Genomic DNA, 18513 nt, shown 5'->3' on the forward strand with positions numbered 1-18513 from the left:
CGGGAAAAAAAGAGGCCGCCCTTCCGGGCGGCCTGGCAGGAGGTTGGATGTGCGCAACCGGTCTATCGCACGCTCCGTGCCAGCCATTTCGCGCCGAAACGGCGCGGTGCGACCTCTCGGGAGGACCCTAGGCCTCGAGAACGATGTCGAAACGTTCGTGGTGGAGGTGCTCGTCGCTCTGGACGTGGATCGGCATCCCGATCCGCTCCTCGAGCTCCTCGACCAGCCGGCGCTCCTCCCCGACGAGCGACCGGTACACCTCGGGGTGGACGCGGAGCATGAGGGAGTGCGCCTCGCCCTCCTCCACGCGCTTGGCGATCTCGCGGCGGATCTCGAGAACGATCGTCGGCACGCTCTTCGTCCTGCCGGAGCCCGCGCAGTAGGGGCAGGGCATCGTGAGGGCGCGCTCGAGGCTCTGCCGCTGGCGCTTGCGCGTGATCTCGACGAGGCCGAACTCGGACACGGGGAGCATCCGGTTCTTCGAGCGGTCTTTCTTCAGCTCGGTCTCGAGCACCGTGAAGAGCTCCTGCCGGTGCCCTTCCTCCTCCATGTCGATGAAGTCCACGACGAGGAGGCCGCCGAGGTCGCGGAGGCGGATCTGCCGGACGATCTCCTGAACGGCCTCGAGGTTCGTCTTCACGACGGTCTCCTCGAGCCGCTTCTTGCCGACGAACTTGCCCGTATTCACGTCGATCGCGACGAGCGCCTCGGTCTGGTTGATCACGATGTAACCGCCGGACTTCAGCCAGACCTTCGACTTGAGCGCGTTCTCGATCTCGCTCTCGACGCCGTACTCCTCGAAGAGCGGCGTCGACTTGCGGTACAGCTTCACCTTCGAGACGAGGGAGGGCTGGACCTGGTCGAGGAACTCGACGATCCGCTGGTACTCCTCGTCGTCGTCCACCCACAGCGTGGTGAAATCCGAGCCGAAGACGTCGCGCGCCGCACGGAGCGTGAGGTCGAGGTCCCGGTGCAGGAGCGTCGGCGCGCCGGAGCGCTCGCCCTTCTTGCGGATCTGCTCCCAGAGCTTCGTGAGGTAGCGCCGGTCCGCGGCGAACTCCTCGGCGGCGCGCCCCTCGCCGGCCGTGCGCACGATGTAGCCGCCCGGGCCCTTCTTCAGCGCGGTCAGGATGTCCTTGAGCCGGGCGCGCTCCTCCTCGTTCTCGATGCGCCGCGACACGCCGACGTGGTCGATCGTCGGCATGTAGACGAGGGTGCGGCCCGGGAGCGTCACGTGCGTCGTGACGCGCACGCCCTTGTGCGCGATCTGGTCCTTCGTGACCTGGACGACGAGCTCCTGCCCCTCGCGGAGCAGCTCGTCGATCGACGGGAGGACGGGTTTCGGGAGGCTCTCGTCCGGGACTGCCGAGCCCGTGCCCGTCTCGGAGGCCGGCGACGCGGCCGCGTCGTGCGGGAGCGCGGCCGCCACGGCGTTGATCGCCTCGGCCGCGCCGCCGGAGCCGAAGGCGTCGAAGTCGTCCACTTCCTCGCCGACGTCGGCGACGTAGAGGAACGCGTCCTTCTCGAGGCCGACGTCCACGAACGCCGACTGCATGCCGGGCAGGACGCGCGTCACGCGCCCCTTGTAGATGTTTCCGACGGTCCCGCGCTGCTTGCGGCGCTCGATCTGCACCTCGGCGACGCGCCCCTCCTCGAGGACGGAGATGCGCGTTTCGCGGTCGGAGGCCGAGACGAGGAGCTCCTTCAGCACGGAGGGAGTGTACGCGGAGGACGGCCCGGGACCGCGGCTACTGAAAGTACCCGTTCACGTCGATCGCGAAATGGATCGGCGCCGCCGAGACGTTCTGGACGGTGACGGAGGCCGTGCCCGAGCGGGAGACGAGAACGAGCGCGTTGTTGGCCCGGGTCCGTCCCGCGGCGAAGCTCACCGTGCCCATCGGAGGATTCCCACCGTCCGACGCGAAGACGCGGAGAGAACCCCCGCCGGACGGCGTCACGACGACGACGTTCGTCGAGACCGCGGCCGCGGTCGCGGGAATGCCGCAGACGCCAGCGAGATCGAAGCGGCGCAGCGCGGCCGCGGGCAGGGCGGGGCCGCCGAGCGGTCCGTCGGGGAGCCGGGTGTCGAGGAGCCTGCAGGGGGGCAGCGGGTGGTAGGAGAGCGGAGCGGGCGGCACGTTCGCGGAAAGGCAGGGGGAGAACTCGGACGTGTTCCCGAGCCCGTCCGTGGCCGTCGCCGTGACCACCGCGCCCGCCTGGAGGGTCGTGGGGAACGTCGCGACGAACGACGCGTCGCCCGCGGAATTCGTGGTCACGCCGACGGCGCCGAGGAACGACTGACCTTCTCCGTCTCCGGAGGCGTTGCATGCGGTGCTCGCGAAGACTTCGATCGTGAACGTCGAGTTCGGCACGCTGTTGAGAGTCCCCGTGACGGCGATCCCCGAGGCGACGGGCGCGGCGGACGTGAGGAGCGGGAAGTTCTGCAGGAGATTCGGGCCGATGTCGGCGTCCATCGCGTCGTTCGGGGTGATCCGGTTCGGGTTGTCGAGGACGAAGTCGAGGTCGATCCCGAACGTGTTCGCGAAGATCGCGTTTTGCGAGACCGTGACGCGGTCGCTGCCGCCCTCGATCGCGACGCCCGCGAGGGAATGGAACGCGATGACGTTCGCCGCCGCCGGACTCCCCCCGATGGTCACGCGGGCGCTCTGGACGGTGTCGACGCCCGCGCGCTGGATCCCGAGCCCCACCCCGCCGGAGGCGTCCGGGCCGATGACGTTCCCCTGGATCAGGACGTCGGTCGAACGAAACACCCGGATCCCGAACTCGCTGTTCCCGGAGATGAGGTTGCCGGCGCCGGGCGAAGTCCCGCCGATCGTGAAGGGAGGCACCGGGCCGTTGGGGGTCGCGTAGTCCAGCTCGATTCCGTTCTGGTTGGGGACGGCGAAAAGACCCGTGACGTCCGTCCCGATGCGGTTTCCGGTGATGACGACCGGCCCGCCCTGAACGAAGACGCCGTAGGCCGTGTTGCCGGAGATCACGTTGCCCTCGCCGGCCAGCGGGCCCCCGATGAAAGTGGTGCCCTGCACGGATGCGTCGACTTCGACGCCGACGAGATTGGGGCGAGCGGATGTTCCGGTCGGGTCCGTCCCGACGAAGCTCCGGGTGAGCTTCGAATTTCCCCAGAGCTGGAGGCCGAAGTAGGGGCAGTACGTGACGAGAAGAGCCTTCAGGTTCGAGTTGTACGCGGCCAGGCCCCGGCTGAAGGGCGGGAGCAGGGAGCCGTCGATCCCGATGAGCGGGGTTCCCGAATAGCCGGGTTGGGTCGTGCCGTCCACGGAGCCGCCGAGGAGCGTGGGCAGCTCGGAGAGCGGCCGGATTATCCGGAGGCCGGAGCCGATCGCAAAGGCGATCGTGCTTCCCGGAGCGGCGTTCGCGTCCGCGATGGCCTGGCGCAGCGAGCCCGGGCCGCTGTCGTTCGTGTTCGTCACCGTGAGCGTGGCCGCCGAGAGCGGGCAGGCGAGCAGGAACCCGAGGAGGAGCGCGCGGCTCTTCATGTACAGGGATTATTCCACCCGGCGTCGCTCGTACACGCGTCAGACGTTCACGTACCGCCGGTACGCGACCGACAGCACGAGCCCGACCATGCACCACGTCGCGATGAGCGACGAGCCGCCGTACGACAGGAACGGCAGCGTGATCCCCGTCGTCGGGAGCACGCCGACGTTCATCGCGACGTTCACGAGGAACTGTCCCGCGATGTTCACGATCAGGAGCAGGACGAGCATCGACCCGCCGCGGTCGCGCGCGTCCCTTGCGATGGCGAGGGCCCTCGCGATCAGGAACCCGTACGCGCCGAGGAGGACCGCGACGCCCACGAACCCCCACTCCTCGGCGAGGGCCGCGAAGATGAAGTCCGTGTGGCGCACCGGCAGGAACCCGAGCCGGCTCTGCGTGCCCTGCTTCCAGCCCTTCCCGAGGATCCCGCCCGAGCCGATCGCGATGCGCGCCTGACGCACCTGGTAGCCGGCGCCGCGCGCCGCGAGGTTCGGGTCGAGAAACGTCCGGATGCGGTCCTTCTGGTAGTCCTTCAGGAGGAACCACGAGCCGCCGACCGCGAGCGTCCCCGCGATGAGGAGCGCCGCCCACCAGCGGCCCTTCAGGCCCCCGAAGAAGAGCGCTCCGGCGATGAACGGGAGGTACGTGAGCGCGACGCCGAGGTCGGGCTGGAGGAGGACGAGGAGGACGGGGACGCCGACGGCGGCCGCGATCGCGACGATCGTGCGGGTCTTGAGAATCGGCCGGTCGTCGTTCTCGAGAATCCACGCGAGGAGGAGCGCGATCGAGATCCGCGCGAACTCGGACGGCTGGAGCTGGAAACCGCCGCCGATCTTGATCCACGATTTCGAGCCCGCGATGCGCTTGCCGAAGAGCGGCAGCCACAGGAGGACGAGAAGCGTGAGGCCGTAGAGGCCGGGCGAATACTGCAGGAGGATCCGGTAATCCACCGCGAGAAAGACTCCCGCCGCGATGAGGCCGAGCACCGCGAACAGGACCTGCTTGCCCGCGAGGTCTCCCCGCGGCGAGCCGGCCGTCGTCGAGATGACCATGACGATGCCGAACACGGTGAGAAGGGCGGCGAGGAGGAGAAACCTCAGGTCGATCCGGCGGGGGAGGACCTCGGCGAGGCGCGACACTCAGTTCGCCCCGCGCGGCGCCGCGCTCCCCGCCTGCGCGACGACCGGCGGCGGGCCGGCCCGGCGCTTCGTGACCCAGTAGTCCGCCATCTTCGCGGCGAGCGGCGCGGCCGCGCTCGACCCGTGCTCGCCGTGCTCGGCGAAGACGACGACGACGATCTGCGCGTCGTCCTTCGGCGCAAAGCCGATGAACCAGCCGTGGTCGCGCAGCTGCTCGGGGAGGAGATGGCCCTTCTTCGCTTCTTTCTGCCCGACGACCTGGACCGAGCCCGTCTTGCCGCAGAGGTCGAGGCCGGCGACGCGCGAGCCGTACGCGGTCCCGCCCGGCTGGTTCACGACGCGCCAGAGGCCGTCGAGGACGATGTCGCGCGGGAGGCCCGTCCACGCGACGGACTCCTTCACGGCGGGCCGGTAGACGAAGCGCTCGCCCGAGCGCACGTTCTCGCCGATGTGAAAGAGGTGCGGCGTCGGAAGGGCGCCGTCCGCGTTCGCGATCCCGCACAGCGCGCGCGCGAGCTGGAGGGCCGAGACGAGGACGGGGCCCTGCCCGATCGCGACGGAGATCGTCTCGCCCGCGTACCAGGGGTGCTTGCGCACCGTGGCGCTCCACTCCGACGAGGGGACGATGCCGGCCTTCTCGTGCGCGAGGTCGATCCCGGTCGCGCGGCCGAAGCCGAAGTGCTTTCCCGTGTCGGCGATCGCGTCGATCCCGAGGCGCTTGCCCATCGTGTAGAAGTACGAGTCGCAGGAGACCTGGAGCGCCGTCGCGAGGTCCACGCTCCCGTGCTTCCCGTGGCAGCGGAACGGGCGGCCGTAGAACGTGAGCCCGCCGGGACAGAAGACGCGCTCCTTCGGGTCGATGCCGTGCTTGAGGATCGCGTACGCCATGAACGGCTTCCACGTCGAGCCCGGCGAGTAGAGGTTCTGCAGGACGCGGTTGTTGAGGGGGCGGTTCGGGTCCGTCAGGATCACGTCCCACTCGGCGCGCGTCACGCGCCGCGTGAAGAGGTTAGGGTCGTACGCGGGCGCCGAGACGAGCGCCAGCACCTCGCCCGTCTTCGGGTCGAGCGCGACCGCCGCTCCGACCTTTCCGGCGAAATGGTCCTCCGCGAGGTGCTGGAGCCCGGCGTCGATCGTGAGCTGGAGCGTGTTGCCCGGCATCGGGTCGACGTGGCCGGACTCGCCGACCTCGCGGCCGAACGAGTCGATCACGTACGAGCGCGAGCCCGAGAAGCCCGCGAGGAGGTCCTGGTAGGAGGCCTCGACGCCCTGCTGCCCGATCGCCTCGCCCGGCTGCGGCAGCGACTCGTCTCCGGGGCGCGTCTTCGCGCGCGCGGCGACCTGCTCGGCCGTCGCCTCGCCGAGCTGGCCGAGGAGGTGCGCCGCGACGGTCCCCTGCGTGTAGACGCGGCGCTCCGTCTTCTGGACGACGAGCTCGGGGTGCTCGAGCGCGCGCGCCTGCACGGCGCCGACCTCCGAGACCGTCAGGTTCTCCTGGAGGACGACCGGCACGAAGTCGTAGTACGAGCGGTCGCGTTCGACGCGCCGCTTCATCTCGTCGAACGGCCGGTTGAAGAGCTCGGCGACGAACCGGATCGAGGCGTCGAGGTCCTTCGTCTCCCGGCGGTACAGGAGAAGCGTGAAGGAGGGCTCGTTCTCGGCCAGGACGACGCCGTTGCGATCCAGGATGAAGCCGCGCGGGGCCGTGACGGGGACCTTGCGCATGCGGTTGTTCTCGGCCTGGCGCTCGTAGTCCTCGCCGCGCAGCACCTGGTGGACCCAGTAAACGCCCGCGAGGAGGCCGAGAAGGCCCCACAGGATCCGCAGCGCGAGGTCGATGCGCGAGAGAACGGGGCGGCGGTCTTCGCGGGCGCTGGCCGGCATCAGTTCAACCGCATCCGGCGCCGCGCGTCGCGCCTCTGCCGCCACGGGACCCGCGACGCGGCGTGGAGCGCGCCCCCGAGGAGGCCGGTCGTCGCCGCGCGGCCCAGGAGGAGCCACGGCGCGGGGGCGAGGAAGTCGCCGCGGAGGACCCAGAGGAGAAACGTGAGCGTCAGGGCCTCGGCCAGGACGGCGCCGGCGAGCAGCCCGCCGACCGCGAGAGGCTTCTCGACGATCGTCCGCGCTCCGATCGTCGCGAGGAGGTAGCCCGTCAGGATCTTCGAGAAGGCGTGCAGACCGAGGAGGCCCTGCGGCCCCTGGAGCGCGTCCTCGATGAGGCCCGCGGGCAGGCCCGCGAGCAGCGCCGGCACGACGGCGCCGCCGCGCGCCATGTATGCGACGACGAGGAGGAAGAAGTCGGGAGGCGCGGGGAAGCGAAGCGCTCCGAGCGCGAGCGTCGCGAGGACGGCGAGGGCGAGGCCGATCGCGACGCGAAGGGTCTTCACCGGCGCTCTCCGGCCGCGGGGCCGCCCTGCACGTCCGCGCGCTTGACGGGCGGGAGGACGAACACCATCGACTCGCGGCGCGGGTCGGTCGCCGGCTCCAGCTGAATGTCCCAGAAGAGCGTGCTCTTGCGCGTCATCGCCGAGACGCGGCCCACGGGCAGGCCGTTCGGGTAGACGCCGTCCGTCCCCGAAGAAACGACGAGGTCGTTCTTCTCGACGGGCTCGATCGTGGGGACGTACTCGACGGCGATCCCGCCCCTGCCGTCCCCCTTGGCGACGCCCGCGCGCGCGCCGCGCGGGAGGAGGACGCCCGCGGCGGCGGTCTTGTCGGAGAGGAGCTGAAGGCGGGCCGTGCGCGGGCCGACCGCGATCACGCGGCCGACGAGGCCGCCCGGCGCGACGACGACGCCGTCGACGCGGACGCCGTCGGACGAGCCGCGGTCGAGGAGGCCCGTGCGGAACGGGCCCGAGGACTCGATCGCGATGAGGCGGGCGGGCACGGTGCCCGCGGGCGGCGACGGCTGCGCGCCGAGGAGCTCGAGGAGGCGCGTCTTGTCGCGCTCGGCGTCGCGGAGCCTCAGGAGCTCGCCTTCGAGGCGCTCGATCTCGCCCGAGAGCGAGCGGTTCGCCCCGAGGAGGCGCCGTCGCGACGAGGCCCAGGTCCCGACGTCGGCGGCCCCCGCGCGCAGGGCCGTCACGCCCTCGACGAACGGAGACACGGCGGCAAGAAGCCACGCCTGGCCGGCGGTCCGCCCACCGGGCCGTCTCACCTGGAGAGACAGCCCGACGAGGCACAGCGAGAGCAGCACCGCCAGCAGGATCTCGGGTCGGCGGGCGGCGAGTGACGGCGAAGCCACGCGCGCCTAGTCGAGGCTGATCTTCCGCAGGAGGTCGACGTCCGCGAGCATCGCGCCGGTCCCGAGCGCGACGGACGAGAGCGGATCCTCGGCCGTCGCGATCGGAAGCCCCGTCTCCTCGCGCAGGCGCCGGTCGAGGTTCTTCAGCATCGACCCGCCGCCCGTGAGGACGATGCCCTTGTCCATGATGTCGGCCGAAAGCTCGGGCGGCGTCTTCTCGAGCGCGACACGGACGGCGTCGAGGATGATCCCGACGGTCTCCGCCAGCGCCTCGCGAACCTCCGCGTCCGTCAGCGTGAGCGTCTTGGGCACGCCCTCGACGAGGTCGCGGCCCTTGATCTCCATCGAGATGGGCTCGTCGAGCGGGTAGGCGGAGCCGATCTCGATCTTGATCTGCTCGGCCGTGCGCTCGCCGATGAGGAGGTTGTACTTGCGTTTGATGTACTGAATGATCGCTTCGTCCATCTCGTTCGACGCGACGCGCACGGACTTCGAGTAGACGATGCCTGCGAGCGAGATGACGGCGACGTCCGTCGTGCCGCCCCCGATGTCCACGATCATGTTGCCCGTGGGCTCCGTGATCGGAAGGCCCGCGCCGATGGCGGCCGCCATCGCCTGCTCGACGATGAAGACCTCGCTCGCGCCCGCCTGGAGCGCGGAGTCCTTCACGGCGCGCTTCTCGACCTGCGTGATGTCGGACGGGACCGAGATGACGATCTTCGGGCGCACGAACAGCGACCGGCCGTGCGCCTTCTTGATGAAGTAGTCGAGCATCCGCTCCGTGACCTCGAAGTCGGCGATGACGCCGTCCTTCATGGGCCGGATCGCGACGATGTTCCCGGGCGTGCGGCCGAGCATCTCCTTGGCGGCGCTCCCGACGGCCTCGACCCTGTTGGAGATCTTGTTGACGGCGACGATCGAGGGTTCGCGGACGACGATGCCGCGGCCCTCGGCGAACACGAGCGTGTTTGCCGTGCCGAGATCGATCGCGAGGTCGGAGGAGAAGATCGAGAAGAAAGAGCGCAGGGCCAAGGGGCGATTCCTTTCGGGGGTCGGCGGGAGACCGCCGGGGTCAGTTGCTGATGAGGACCGTTTCTCGCTTGATCGTCTCGCCGCCCGCCGTGCGGGCCTTGATGACGATCGTCTGCATGCCGTCGCCGCCGATCGTGACGATCTTCCGGAAGCTGCCGTCGGCGTTCACGTCGGTCATCTCCCCGTTCACGGTGACAAGTGCTCCGGGGACCGTCCTTCCCACGAGGACGACGGAGGAGCCGACGACGTTCGGACGCTGCGTGATCACGAGGTCGGGCGGGAGCGCGTCTCCCTGGACCGCGGCCTGGTCGCCGCCGACGGCCTTGAAGCGCCGCTCGGCCGTCCACTCCGAGTAGAGAGTCGGGGAGCCCTTCTTCACGGTGCGCACGTGCCAGAAGTAGAGGCCCGGGTCGTGCACCTGGATGAGCGTGTCGGCCTGGGGGCGCTCGGACGGGAAGCCGGGGAGGACGGAGTCCTTCACGAAGAGCCGGCTGGCGGCAATCTCCACCTGGTAGCTGCTCGCCTCCTTGACCGGGGACCACCGGAGGCGCAGGGGCTCGGTCTTGCGGAGGTCGACGAGAAGGTTGTCGTCCGGCGCGAGGAGGGCGGGCGCGTCCGGCAGGGACGTCTTCGGGCCGATCGGGCCGCCGCGCGCGGCGACGGCGCGCTCGCGCACGCCGAGCGTGACGCTCTGGCCCGCGGCGTTCGAGAGGACCGTCGAGCCGCGGTAAGAAGACACGGACGTGGAGGTCGCGTCCTGCTGCATCCCGACGGAGGAGTTCGAGTCGATGCTCGCCGTCGCGACGTCCGTCGACACCTTCGAGCGGCTCTTCTCGCCGGTCGAGACGTCGGTCGTGCCGACGACGAGCTTCGGGTTCGAGCCGCCCGCGTTCGCGTGGACCTCGAAGAGGGTCTCGGGCCGGATCCGGTACATCGTCCCGTCGTTCCAGAGGACCTCGGCCGTCCCGTTCGGGCCCGTCTTGACGAAGTCGCCCTCGTGGAGCGGCATGCTCTGGCGGAGCGTCTCCCAGGTCGTGCGGTTCGCGCGCTGGATCTGCACGGTGCCCGCGACGTCCGCGACGTGCGCCTCGCTCTTGATGACGGCGCCCGCCATGATCTTCAGCGCGGTGGACTTCACGTCGAGGGCGGTCCTGATCGCGCGCTCGTTCTGTCCGGTCGCGAGGTCCTTGCGCGCGTCGAGGAGCTTCTCGTCGGCCGAGGCGATCTCGCGCTGGAGGAGCGGAGCGTCCTGCTGCTTTTTCGCGCGGGAGAGGACGTCGGCGGCGTCGGCGATCTCCTGCGCGGCGCGGCGCGCGGAGTCGTCCCGCTTCACGAAGAAGAAGACGCCGCCCGCGACGAGGCCCGCGATCACGAGGAACCCCACGACGATCCGGACCAGCATTTGCGTCGAGACGTAGTACCACTCGAGCTGCGACTCGAGGTCCCGACCCTTCTTGTTGTCCATCATGGCGCCTTCGTTTTCCGGAAACCCTTCTAGAAACGGATGTTATAGCACGCGAAGGCCTTGCCGGGCGCCCCCGGCCGGGCCGGAACCGCCAACTTTACCCCCGCCTGTCTGTAAGGTATCGTCGCCCGTTCTTTCGGGTGGCGGCACCGCGCGATGCGGGCCGTGCCCGGCTCCGGAGAAGAAATGCTCAAACAGCTGCGCGAGAACTTCAAGCACCTCAAGTGGATCCTCTGGGGGGTCATCGCCGTCTTCGTCCTCTTCGTCTTCGTGGACTGGGGCATGGGCAATTCGCGCGGCGCCGGGACCGACACGACGCTCGCCGCCAAGGCGGGCGGCATCCGCGTGACGACGGCGGAGTTCCAGAAGGAATACGCCTTCGCCGAGGAGCGCTACCGGCAGGCCTACGGCAAGAACTTCAGCCCCGAGCTCGCGCGCGCGATGAACCTGCCCGAGCAGGTCCTGAACGGGATGATCGACCGGCGCCTCCTGCGCGGCGAGGCGGAGAAGCTCGGAATCAAGGTGACGGACGAGGAGCTCACGCAGCACCTCCTCGGCATCAAGGACCCGCAGACGGGCCGGCCGCTGTTCGTGAAGGACGGCGTCTTCGTGGGCGACGCCGCGTACAAGCGCATCCTCGCCGCGAACCGCCTCTCGCCCGAGAGCTTCGAGGCCGACTCGCGCGACGCGCTCGTCCTCGAGAAGCTGAACCGGTTCTACACGCAGTCGATGGTCGTCGGCGACGACGACGTGAAGGCCGAGTACGAAGGCCGCAACGTGAAGGCGAAGATCGCCTACGCGCTCGCGCCCCCGGCCGCCGCGGCGCCCGCGGCCGTGTCGGATCAGGAAGCCGAGGCGTGGTTCAAGTCGAACCCGACGCCTTACATGCAGCCCGAGAAGCGCAAGGCGAAGTACCTGCTCGTCGAGACCTCGAAGATCCGCCCCTCGATCCAGGTGACGGACGCCGACGTGCAGGCCGACTACACCGCGAACACCGAGGCCTACCGCAAGGGCGAAGAGGTCCACGTCCGCCACATCCTCTACAAGGTCGACGGCGCCAGCGACGCGGCCCAGAAAGCCAGGGCCGACGCCGCGGTGAGAAAGCTGAAGGGGGGCGCGGACTTCGCCGCCCTCGCGAAGGCCGAGTCCGACGATCCCGGCTCGAAGGCGAACGGCGGCGACCTCGGGTCCTTCCCGAAGGGCCGCATGGTCAAGGAGTTCGATGAGGCCGCGTTCGGCGCGAAGGAGAAGGAAATCGTCGGGCCCGTCCGTTCCAGCTTCGGGTACCACGTGATTCAGGTTCTCGAGCGGACGGGCGAGCGTGTCCAGCCGTTCTTCGAAGTCGCGCCCGGAATCCGCCAGCGCCTCCAGGAGGATCGCGCGCGCGAGGAAGCCAAGCGGCTCGCCCTCTCGGTCTCGGAGAAGGTCGCGAAGCTCGGGAAGCCCTCGGACGACGACCTCCGGAAGCTCGCGTCCGCCGGCGTCACGTTCAACGAGACCGACTTCCTCGCGCGGACGGACGCGCCCGCGGGGATCGGGTTCAACCCGCAGTTCACGGAGAAGCTCTTCGGCCTGAAGGAAGGCGAGACCGCCGCCGCCGGCGTCTCGACGGCGCGCGGCGAGGCGATCGTCAAGTGCGTCGAGATCCGGAAGCCCGGCCTTCCGGCGTTCGCCGAGGTCAAGGCGCGCGTCCTTTCCGACATCCAGAAGAAGAAGCAGGACGAGGCGACGCTCACGAGCGTGAAGCAGGCGCTCGAGTCCGCCGGCTCGCTCGAAGCGTTCGCGAAGAAGGCGAACCTCAAGGTCGAGACGCCCGACGCGTTCCCGAAGTCCGGGCCCATCCCGGGTCTCGGCGCGCCGAAGGCCGTCCTCGACGCCGTGTTCGCTGCGAAGGCGGGCGAGACGAAGGGACCGGTCGCGCTCGATGCGCGCGGCGCCGTCGTCTTCCGTATCGAGAGCGTCACGCCGTTCGACGCCGCCGCATTCGAGAAGGAGAAGGCCGCCATCAAGGAGCAGCTTCGGGGGCAGAAGGCCTCCCGCGTGCTCCAGGCGCTCATCCAGCGGCAGCGGTCCGACCTCAAGGTGGAGTTCAACAAGGACCTCCTCTCGCGGATGGCCGGGGCGCGCACGTAGCGCGGTGCACGTAACATAGGGGCGTGATCGCGCGCCTCACGGGGACGATCCTCGACCTGAAGACGGACAGGGTCGTCCTCGACGTGCATGGCGTGGGCTACGAGCTCGCGATCCCTCTCGGGACGTTCTCGGCGCTGCCGGCCGCGGGCGAGAAGGCCGTCCTCCACGTCCACACGCACGTCCGCGAGGATGCGCTCCAGCTCTTCGGGTTCGCGACGCCGCAGGAGAAATACGTCTTCGAGCGGCTCCTCTCCGTCTCGGGCATCGGGCCGAAGGTCGCGCTCACGGTGCTATCGGGCCTGCCGCTGCCGGAGCTCGTCGGCGCGATCGCCTCGCAGAACGCGCGGGTCCTCGCGACGATCCCGGGCGTCGGCAAGAAGCTCGCCGAGCGCCTCGGCCTCGAGCTGAAGGAGAAGCTCGCGGGGTTCGGCCTCGGCGGCGCGGCGGGCGCTCCGGCGGGGAAGACGTCCGTCGTGGACGACGCGATCGGCGCGCTCCAGAACCTCGGCTACAAGGCCCTCCAGGCCGAGCAGGCCGTCGAGAGCGCCGTGCGCCTCGTCGGGACGGGCGACCTCAACAAGATCCTGTCGGCCGCGCTGAAGTCGCTGGCCCGATAATCGGCGCATGGACGAACGGATCCTCTCGGGCGTCCTCCAGACGGAGGAGGCCGACCCCGAGATCACGCTCAGGCCGCGGGCGCTGCCGGAGTTCATCGGGCAGCCGAAGCTCAAGGAGACGCTCGGCGTCTTCCTGCAGGCGGCGCGGCAGCGCCAGGAGCCGCTCGACCACGTTCTGCTCTCGGGCCCGCCCGGCCTCGGGAAGACGACGCTCGCGCACATCATCGCCCGCGAGATGGGGGCGCAGATCCGCGTGACGTCCGGCCCCGTCCTCGAGAAGGCGGGCGACCTCGCGGCTCTGCTCACGAACCTCGCGCCGGGCGACGTCCTCTTCATCGACGAGATCCACCGGATGCCGCCGGCCGTCGAGGAGATCCTCTATCCCGCGATGGAGGACGGAAAGCTCGACCTCGTGATCGGCTCGGGCCCGGGCGCGCGGACGGTCGAGCTCCGGCTCCCGCCCTTCACGCTCGTCGGAGCGACGACGCGCGCGGGCCTCCTCTCTCAGCCGTTCACGTCCCGTTTCGGGATCACGCACCGCCTCGACTACTACGACGCCGACGCCCTCGGGACGATCGTGACGCGCTCGTCCCAGATCCTCGGCTGCCCGGTGGACGCCGACGCCGCACGCGAGATCGCCAAGCGCAGCCGCGGCACGCCGCGCATCGCGAACCGGCTTCTCCGGCGCGTGCGCGACTACGCCGAGGTCGCGGGAGAGACGCGCATCTCGGCGGGCGCCGCCGAGACGGCGCTCGACAAGCTCGAGGTGGACCACCACGGTCTCGACGAAGTCGACCGCCGCATCCTCTCGACGATGATCGAGCGTTTCGGCGGTGGTCCCGTCGGGCTGTCGGCGCTCGCGCACTCCCTCGGCGAGGACAAGGGCACGCTCGAGGACCTGTACGAGCCGTTCCTGCTGCAGTCGGGGTTCCTCCAGCGCACCCCGAAGGGGCGCGTCGCGTCGGCCCTCGCCTACCGGCACCTCGGCCTCAAGCCGGCCTCGGGTCCGGGAACGCTGTTTGGCTGACGGGCGCCCGCGGCGCGGGATTCTCGTCTACAACCCGAAGGCGGGCGGCGCGGCGCGGCGGATCGACGTACCCGGCGTCGTGAGGCGCGCGGCCGCGCGCGGCCTCGCGCTCGACGCGCTCCCGACCGAGCGGCCGCGCCACGCGACCGAGCTCGTCGCCGATCGCCTCGGAGACGCGCTCGACCTCGTGGCCGTCGCGGGCGGCGACGGCACGCTCGGCGAGGCGGCGGAGGCGCTGCTCGGGCGAAACGTCCCGATCGCGATCCTTCCGGCGGGGACGACGAACGTCGTCGCACGCGAGTACGGCGTCGCGGACCGGAAGACGGCCGAAGCCGCGCTCTTCTCCGCACGTACGCGGCCGCTCACGGTCTTCCACGCCGCGGGCCGCGCCTGCCTCATCGGCGCGGGCGTCGGGTTCGACGCGCGCGTCATGACGCACACCGTGCCGATTCTCAAGCGGCTCTTCGGCCGTACGGGCATCGGCTGGACGGCGACGCTGGAATGGGCGAAGTACGAGTTCCCCGCGATCGAGGTCGAGGGCGTGGACGCTCACGGGGTGCCGTTCCGCCGCGAGGCGACGTTCGTCCTCTCGGCGAACACGGCGCGCTACGGCGGCGACCCGATCCTCTCGCCGCACGCGGACCCGACGGACGACCTGCTCGACCTCGTGCTGTTCACGTCGCGCTCGCGGAAGACGCTCATGTTCTTCTACCACCACCTCTCGGGCGGGAAGGGGGCGCACCTCCTCGACGAGGGTGTCTCGCGGATGGCCGTGCGCTCGTTCACCGCGCGCTCGAAGGCGGGCTACGAACTGGAAGTCCAGGTCGACGGCGACGCCGCCGGCATGACGCCGGTCACGGTCGGCCCTGCGGCGGGGCACGTCTCGATCCTCGTGCCGTGAATCCTCAGACGAGCTCGATCCTTGCGCGGTGCTCCCGTGCCGATGCGAGCGCGGCGTCGCGCGTGAGGAGCGGCGCGCCGAGCGCCTCGGCCAGGGCGACGTACGCCGCGTCGTAGGCCGTCAGCGCCCCTCGCAACTCCCAGACGCGGCCCGCGAGCGCGACGTGGGGATAGCGCGTCAGCGGCAGATCGAGAAGGTCTTCGACGGCCTCGGCCGCCCGCGACGGGTGGAGGATTCCTCGCCGTTCGAAACGCCGAAGAACATGCAGGACCTCGAGGTCGAGGAGGTGGGGAGCGTGTAGCGAGGCACCGCCCGCGAAGAGGCGGCTGCGCAAGCGCACGGCCTCCGGTTCGCCCAGAAGGACGTCGACGACGACGGACGCGTCGACGACGGTCAGAGCGGGCCCCGCAAGCGGCGGACCTCGGCCGCGCTTCCCTTGAACCGCACGGGCTCGCGGCTTTCGAGGCGCTTGCGGATCTCATCGGGGGTCGGGCGGTCGGCGGCGCGGCGGGCTTCCCCGAGGAGGTAGTCCGACAGCGACATGCCCGCCAACGCGGCACGGGATTTCAGCTTGCGGTGAAGATCATCGGGGACGTTGCGGATCTGGATCATCGTGGACATGCGATTAGATTACTCGCATGTGGAGCACATGTGAAGGCCCCTGGCCGCTAGTTCTCCCGGTAGTGGCAGCCCTTCGAGACGGGGTTCTTGAAGGCCGCCGTCGCGATCGCGTGCGCCGCGCGGACGCCGTGCGTCAGGTCGACGATCTCCTTGCTGATCTTCGTGACCTCGTAGAAGCGCAGGATGCGTTTCTCGAGGTCGCGCAGGTCCGCGACGGCGCGGGCGAGGCGCGCGGTCGTCCGCACGATCCCCACGTAGTTCCACATCGTGTTCCGGATCGTCGCCCAGTCCTGCTGAAGGAGCGCCGGGTCCTCGTTCGCCGCGTCGCCTGGCGACATCCAGTCCGGGATCGCGCGGAAGGCGCCCGCGGGCTGCCGCCCTTCCTTCTTCAGGCGCGCCGCGATCGAGGTCGCGGCTGCGTCTCCCCAGACGAGCCCTTCGAGGAGCGACGTCGACGCGAGGCGGTTCGCGCCGTGGACGCCCGTGCAGCTCGCCTCGCCCACGGCGTAAAGGCGGCGGATCGTCGTACGCCCGTCGAGGTCCACGAGGACGCCGCCGCAGTGGTAGTGCGCGGCGGGGACGACCGGAATCGGCTCGTTGGCAATGTCGATGCCGAGCGCCGCGCAGCGCGCGGCGATCATCGGGAAACGCTCGCGGATTCCGAGGCCGTCGTGGGACTTGAAGTGCCGCGCGAGGTCGAGGTAGACGCAGGGGTCGCCGCGCTCGGTCATCTCCGTGACGATCGCGCGCGTCACGATGTCGCGTGGCGCGAGGTCCTTGCGGCGGTCGTACCGGCGCATGAACGCCTCGCCCGAACGGTTCACGAGGACCGCGCCCTCGCCGCGCAGCGACTCGGAGATCAGGAAGCCCTCCGCGTCCTCGTGGTAGAGCGCCGTCGGGTGGAACTGCACGTACTCGAGGTTCAACGTCGCGGCGCCCGCGCGCTCGGCCATCGCGAGGCCGTCCCCGATGGCGTGGCGCGTGTTCGTCGTGTGGAGGAAGAGCCGCCCGACGCCGCCGGTCGCGAGGACCGTGAATTCCGCGAGGACGGTGTGGACGCGGGCGTCCGCGTCGAGGACGTACGCGCCGAGGCAGGGGTCCTGAAGCGCGTAGCGCTGCGCCACGTTCGTCGAGTGGTGGCGGGCCGTGATGAGGTCGATCGCGGTCGCCTCGGTCCAGACCGTGACGTTCTTCTCGGTCTTCAGGCGCGCGAGCATCGCGGTCTCGATCGCCTTTCCGGTCGCGTCGGCCGAGTGGACGATCCGGGCGACCGAGTGGGCGCCTTCGCGCGTGAAGTCGAGGTCGCCGCGGCGCGTGCGCGAGAACGGCACGCCGGCGTCGCGGAGAAGGACGCTCTTCACGACCTCGGGCCCGCGCCGCGCGAGGAGCTCGACGGCCTCGGGCCGGCAGAGGCCGGCGCCCGCGCGGAGGATGTCCTTCGCGAGCGAGGCCTGCGAGTCGCCCTTGCCGAAGTAGATGATCCCGCCCTGCGCCCACGCCGTGTTGCACTCGGCGGGGTCCGCCGCCTTCGTGAGAACGAGGACCTTGACGCCGCGGCGCGCGAGGCGGTAGGCGGTCGAGAGGCCCGCGATTCCCGAACCGAGGACGAGGACCGGGACGTGCAGGCGGGAGGGGAAGGAGGTCATGGGACCCTCTTCGTCTTCTTCCCTCTCTTCACCTTCAAGGAAATCTTCTTCTTCGAGTTCTTCGGGGCGGTCGTGTCGACGTCGAGGGCGATGTCGATCGCGCGAATCGAATGCGTGATGGCGCCCGCCGAGACGAAATCGACTCCGGCTTCCGCCGCGGCCCGTGCCGTCCCGGGTGTCATGCGCCCCGACGCTTCCGTCGTGACGCGGGCGCCCGTGGCCTCGTTGTAGAGGTGAACGTCCTCCACGGCCTCCGCGATCGCGGCGGTCGTCATGTTGTCGAGCAGGATGCGCTCGGCGCCGGCGTCGAGCGCCTGGTGCACCTCGTCGCGCGTGCGGGCCTCGGCCTCGAGGAGGAGCGGCGCGAGCTTCCGGTTGAGCGCGCGGAAGTCCTTCGCGCGGCGCGTCGCCTCCCACACGCTGCCGGCGCCGTCGGCGTGGTTGTCCTTCACGAGGAACCCCCACGCGAGGCCGTAGCGGTGGTTCGTGCCGCCGCCGCAGCGCACGGCGTAGCGCTCGAGGCGGCGCAGCCCGGCCGTCGTCTTCCTCGTGTCGAGGAGGACGGTCTTCGTTCCCTTCAGCGCGTCCACGTACTCGCGCGTCTTCGTCGCGACGCCGCTCAGGCGCTGGAGGAGGTTCAGCGCCGTGCGTTCGGCCGCGAGGACCGTGATGGCGGGGCCCTCGATCTCCGCGAGGACCGCGCCGGGGGCGACGAGCGTTCCGTCCGCGACGAGAACGGTCACGCGCGCCGGCGGCGAGAGGAAGGCGAAGAGGCGGGGGAGGAACGCGGCGCCGGCGACGACGGCGCGCTCGCGGCACACGATCCGGGCCGAGAGCCGGGCGGCCGGCCCGAAGACGGCCAGCGAGGTCACGTCCTCGCCGTCCTCGGCGAACGCGCGGGACAGCAGGTCGTCGAGGTCTTCCGCGAGGTCCCGGGAGAGCTTCGTCACGCCCGCACAGAATACTTTAGGGCGGGCGGGCCGGCGGGACGAACCGATGCAAATGATAGGGATGTCGGGGCCGATTTCGCGGAGCATAATCGAGTGTTTCGCGCGCCCCGCGGGCGCGCCACGTCGTTTTCAAAGGAGAATCCCGTGATCGTTCGTTCCGGACGCCTCGTCTTCGCGAGCGTCCTCGTGCTTCTGACCGCCGGCGCCGCCGCCGACGAAGGC

General features: G+C 70.3%; 16 protein-coding genes. 4 read left to right on the forward strand and 12 right to left on the reverse strand.

Annotation, left to right across the window (positions count from 1 at the left end):
• Positions 1–127: 127 nt before the first annotated feature.
• From IPL89_01370 to IPL89_01405, 8 genes are all read right to left on the reverse strand, one after another.
• Positions 128–1711, reverse strand: a complete 1584-nt coding sequence (locus tag IPL89_01370; protein MBK9061842.1) for an Rne/Rng family ribonuclease — start codon at positions 1709–1711, stop codon at positions 128–130.
• Between the two features lie 37 nt (positions 1712–1748).
• Positions 1749–3515 (reverse strand): right-handed parallel beta-helix repeat-containing protein, encoded by a 1767-nt coding sequence (locus tag IPL89_01375; GenBank protein MBK9061843.1) that lies wholly within the window; start codon positions 3513–3515, stop codon positions 1749–1751.
• 39 nt (positions 3516–3554) lie between these two features.
• Entirely contained in the window at positions 3555–4655 is a 1101-nt protein-coding gene (gene rodA / locus IPL89_01380; GenBank protein MBK9061844.1) for a rod shape-determining protein RodA, read from the reverse strand.
• Positions 4656–6539 carry a penicillin-binding protein 2 gene (gene mrdA, locus IPL89_01385; GenBank protein MBK9061845.1) on the reverse strand — a complete coding sequence of 628 codons (1884 nt, stop codon included), beginning with the start codon at positions 6537–6539 and terminating at the stop codon, positions 4656–4658.
• Positions 6539–7042 carry a rod shape-determining protein MreD gene (gene mreD, locus IPL89_01390; GenBank protein ID MBK9061846.1) on the reverse strand — a complete coding sequence of 168 codons (504 nt, stop codon included), beginning with the start codon at positions 7040–7042 and terminating at the stop codon, positions 6539–6541. The genes mrdA and mreD overlap by 1 nt, the downstream gene beginning before the upstream one ends.
• Positions 7039–7899, reverse strand: a complete 861-nt coding sequence (locus IPL89_01395; GenBank protein ID MBK9061847.1) for a rod shape-determining protein MreC — start codon at positions 7897–7899, stop codon at positions 7039–7041. The genes mreD and IPL89_01395 overlap by 4 nt, the downstream gene beginning before the upstream one ends.
• Before the next feature lie 6 nt (positions 7900–7905).
• On the reverse strand, positions 7906–8907 hold the full coding sequence (locus IPL89_01400) for a rod shape-determining protein (protein MBK9061848.1): 1002 nt from the start codon (positions 8905–8907) through the stop codon (positions 7906–7908).
• Positions 8908–8971: 64 nt separating this feature from the next.
• Positions 8972–10399: a FecR domain-containing protein gene (locus IPL89_01405; GenBank protein MBK9061849.1), complete on the reverse strand. Its 1428-nt coding sequence runs from the start codon at positions 10397–10399 to the stop codon at positions 8972–8974.
• 183 nt (positions 10400–10582) lie between these two features.
• On the opposite strand from IPL89_01405, the gene IPL89_01410 reads away from it, so the two are divergent.
• The 4 genes from IPL89_01410 to IPL89_01425 are packed head-to-tail and all read left to right on the forward strand — an operon-like array spanning position 10583 to position 15074.
• Entirely contained in the window at positions 10583–12529 is a 1947-nt protein-coding gene (locus IPL89_01410) for a SurA N-terminal domain-containing protein (protein ID MBK9061850.1), read from the forward strand.
• A 23-nt stretch (positions 12530–12552) separates the two neighbouring features.
• Positions 12553–13146 (forward strand): Holliday junction branch migration protein RuvA, encoded by a 594-nt coding sequence (gene ruvA / locus IPL89_01415; protein ID MBK9061851.1) that lies wholly within the window; start codon positions 12553–12555, stop codon positions 13144–13146.
• Between the two features lie 7 nt (positions 13147–13153).
• A complete protein-coding gene (ruvB, locus tag IPL89_01420; GenBank protein MBK9061852.1) occupies positions 13154–14173 on the forward strand; it encodes a Holliday junction branch migration DNA helicase RuvB in 1020 nt (339 codons plus the stop codon).
• On the forward strand, positions 14166–15074 hold the full coding sequence (locus IPL89_01425) for a hypothetical protein (GenBank protein MBK9061853.1): 909 nt from the start codon (positions 14166–14168) through the stop codon (positions 15072–15074). Before ruvB ends, IPL89_01425 begins: the two co-directional genes overlap by 8 nt.
• 4 nt (positions 15075–15078) lie before the next feature.
• On the opposite strand, the gene IPL89_01430 is transcribed toward IPL89_01425, so the two are convergent.
• From IPL89_01430 to nadC, 4 genes are read right to left on the reverse strand one after another with little or no spacing between them, the layout of a single operon-like run.
• A complete protein-coding gene (locus IPL89_01430; GenBank protein MBK9061854.1) occupies positions 15079–15471 on the reverse strand; it encodes a type II toxin-antitoxin system VapC family toxin in 393 nt (130 codons plus the stop codon).
• Entirely contained in the window at positions 15468–15695 is a 228-nt protein-coding gene (locus tag IPL89_01435; protein MBK9061855.1) for a hypothetical protein, read from the reverse strand. Before IPL89_01435 ends, IPL89_01430 begins: the two co-directional genes overlap by 4 nt.
• Before the next feature lie 47 nt (positions 15696–15742).
• Positions 15743–17341 (reverse strand): L-aspartate oxidase, encoded by a 1599-nt coding sequence (nadB, locus tag IPL89_01440; protein MBK9061856.1) that lies wholly within the window; start codon positions 17339–17341, stop codon positions 15743–15745.
• A complete protein-coding gene (nadC, locus tag IPL89_01445) occupies positions 17338–18378 on the reverse strand; it encodes a carboxylating nicotinate-nucleotide diphosphorylase (GenBank protein ID MBK9061857.1) in 1041 nt (346 codons plus the stop codon). Before nadC ends, nadB begins: the two co-directional genes overlap by 4 nt.
• Positions 18379–18513 lie beyond the last annotated feature (135 nt).

It is taken from the genome of Acidobacteriota bacterium (assembly GCA_016716715.1).
GTDB lineage: Bacteria > Acidobacteriota > Thermoanaerobaculia > UBA5066 > UBA5066 > Fen-183.

Coding starts and splice junctions, on each gene's coding strand:
- IPL89_01405 (MBK9061849.1), bottom strand. CDS start 10,399: ATGATGGACAACAAGAAGGGTCGGGACCTCGAGTCGCAGCTCGAGTGG.
- ruvB (MBK9061852.1), top strand. CDS start 13,154: ATGGACGAACGGATCCTCTCGGGCGTCCTCCAGACGGAGGAGGCCGAC.
- IPL89_01410 (MBK9061850.1), top strand. CDS start 10,583: ATGCTCAAACAGCTGCGCGAGAACTTCAAGCACCTCAAGTGGATCCTC.
- IPL89_01435 (MBK9061855.1), bottom strand. CDS start 15,695: ATGTCCACGATGATCCAGATCCGCAACGTCCCCGATGATCTTCACCGC.
- mrdA (MBK9061845.1), bottom strand. CDS start 6,539: ATGCCGGCCAGCGCCCGCGAAGACCGCCGCCCCGTTCTCTCGCGCATC.
- nadB (MBK9061856.1), bottom strand. CDS start 17,341: ATGACCTCCTTCCCCTCCCGCCTGCACGTCCCGGTCCTCGTCCTCGGT.
- nadC (MBK9061857.1), bottom strand. CDS start 18,378: ATGCTCCGCGAAATCGGCCCCGACATCCCTATCATTTGCATCGGTTCG.
- IPL89_01375 (MBK9061843.1), bottom strand. CDS start 3,515: ATGAAGAGCCGCGCGCTCCTCCTCGGGTTCCTGCTCGCCTGCCCGCTC.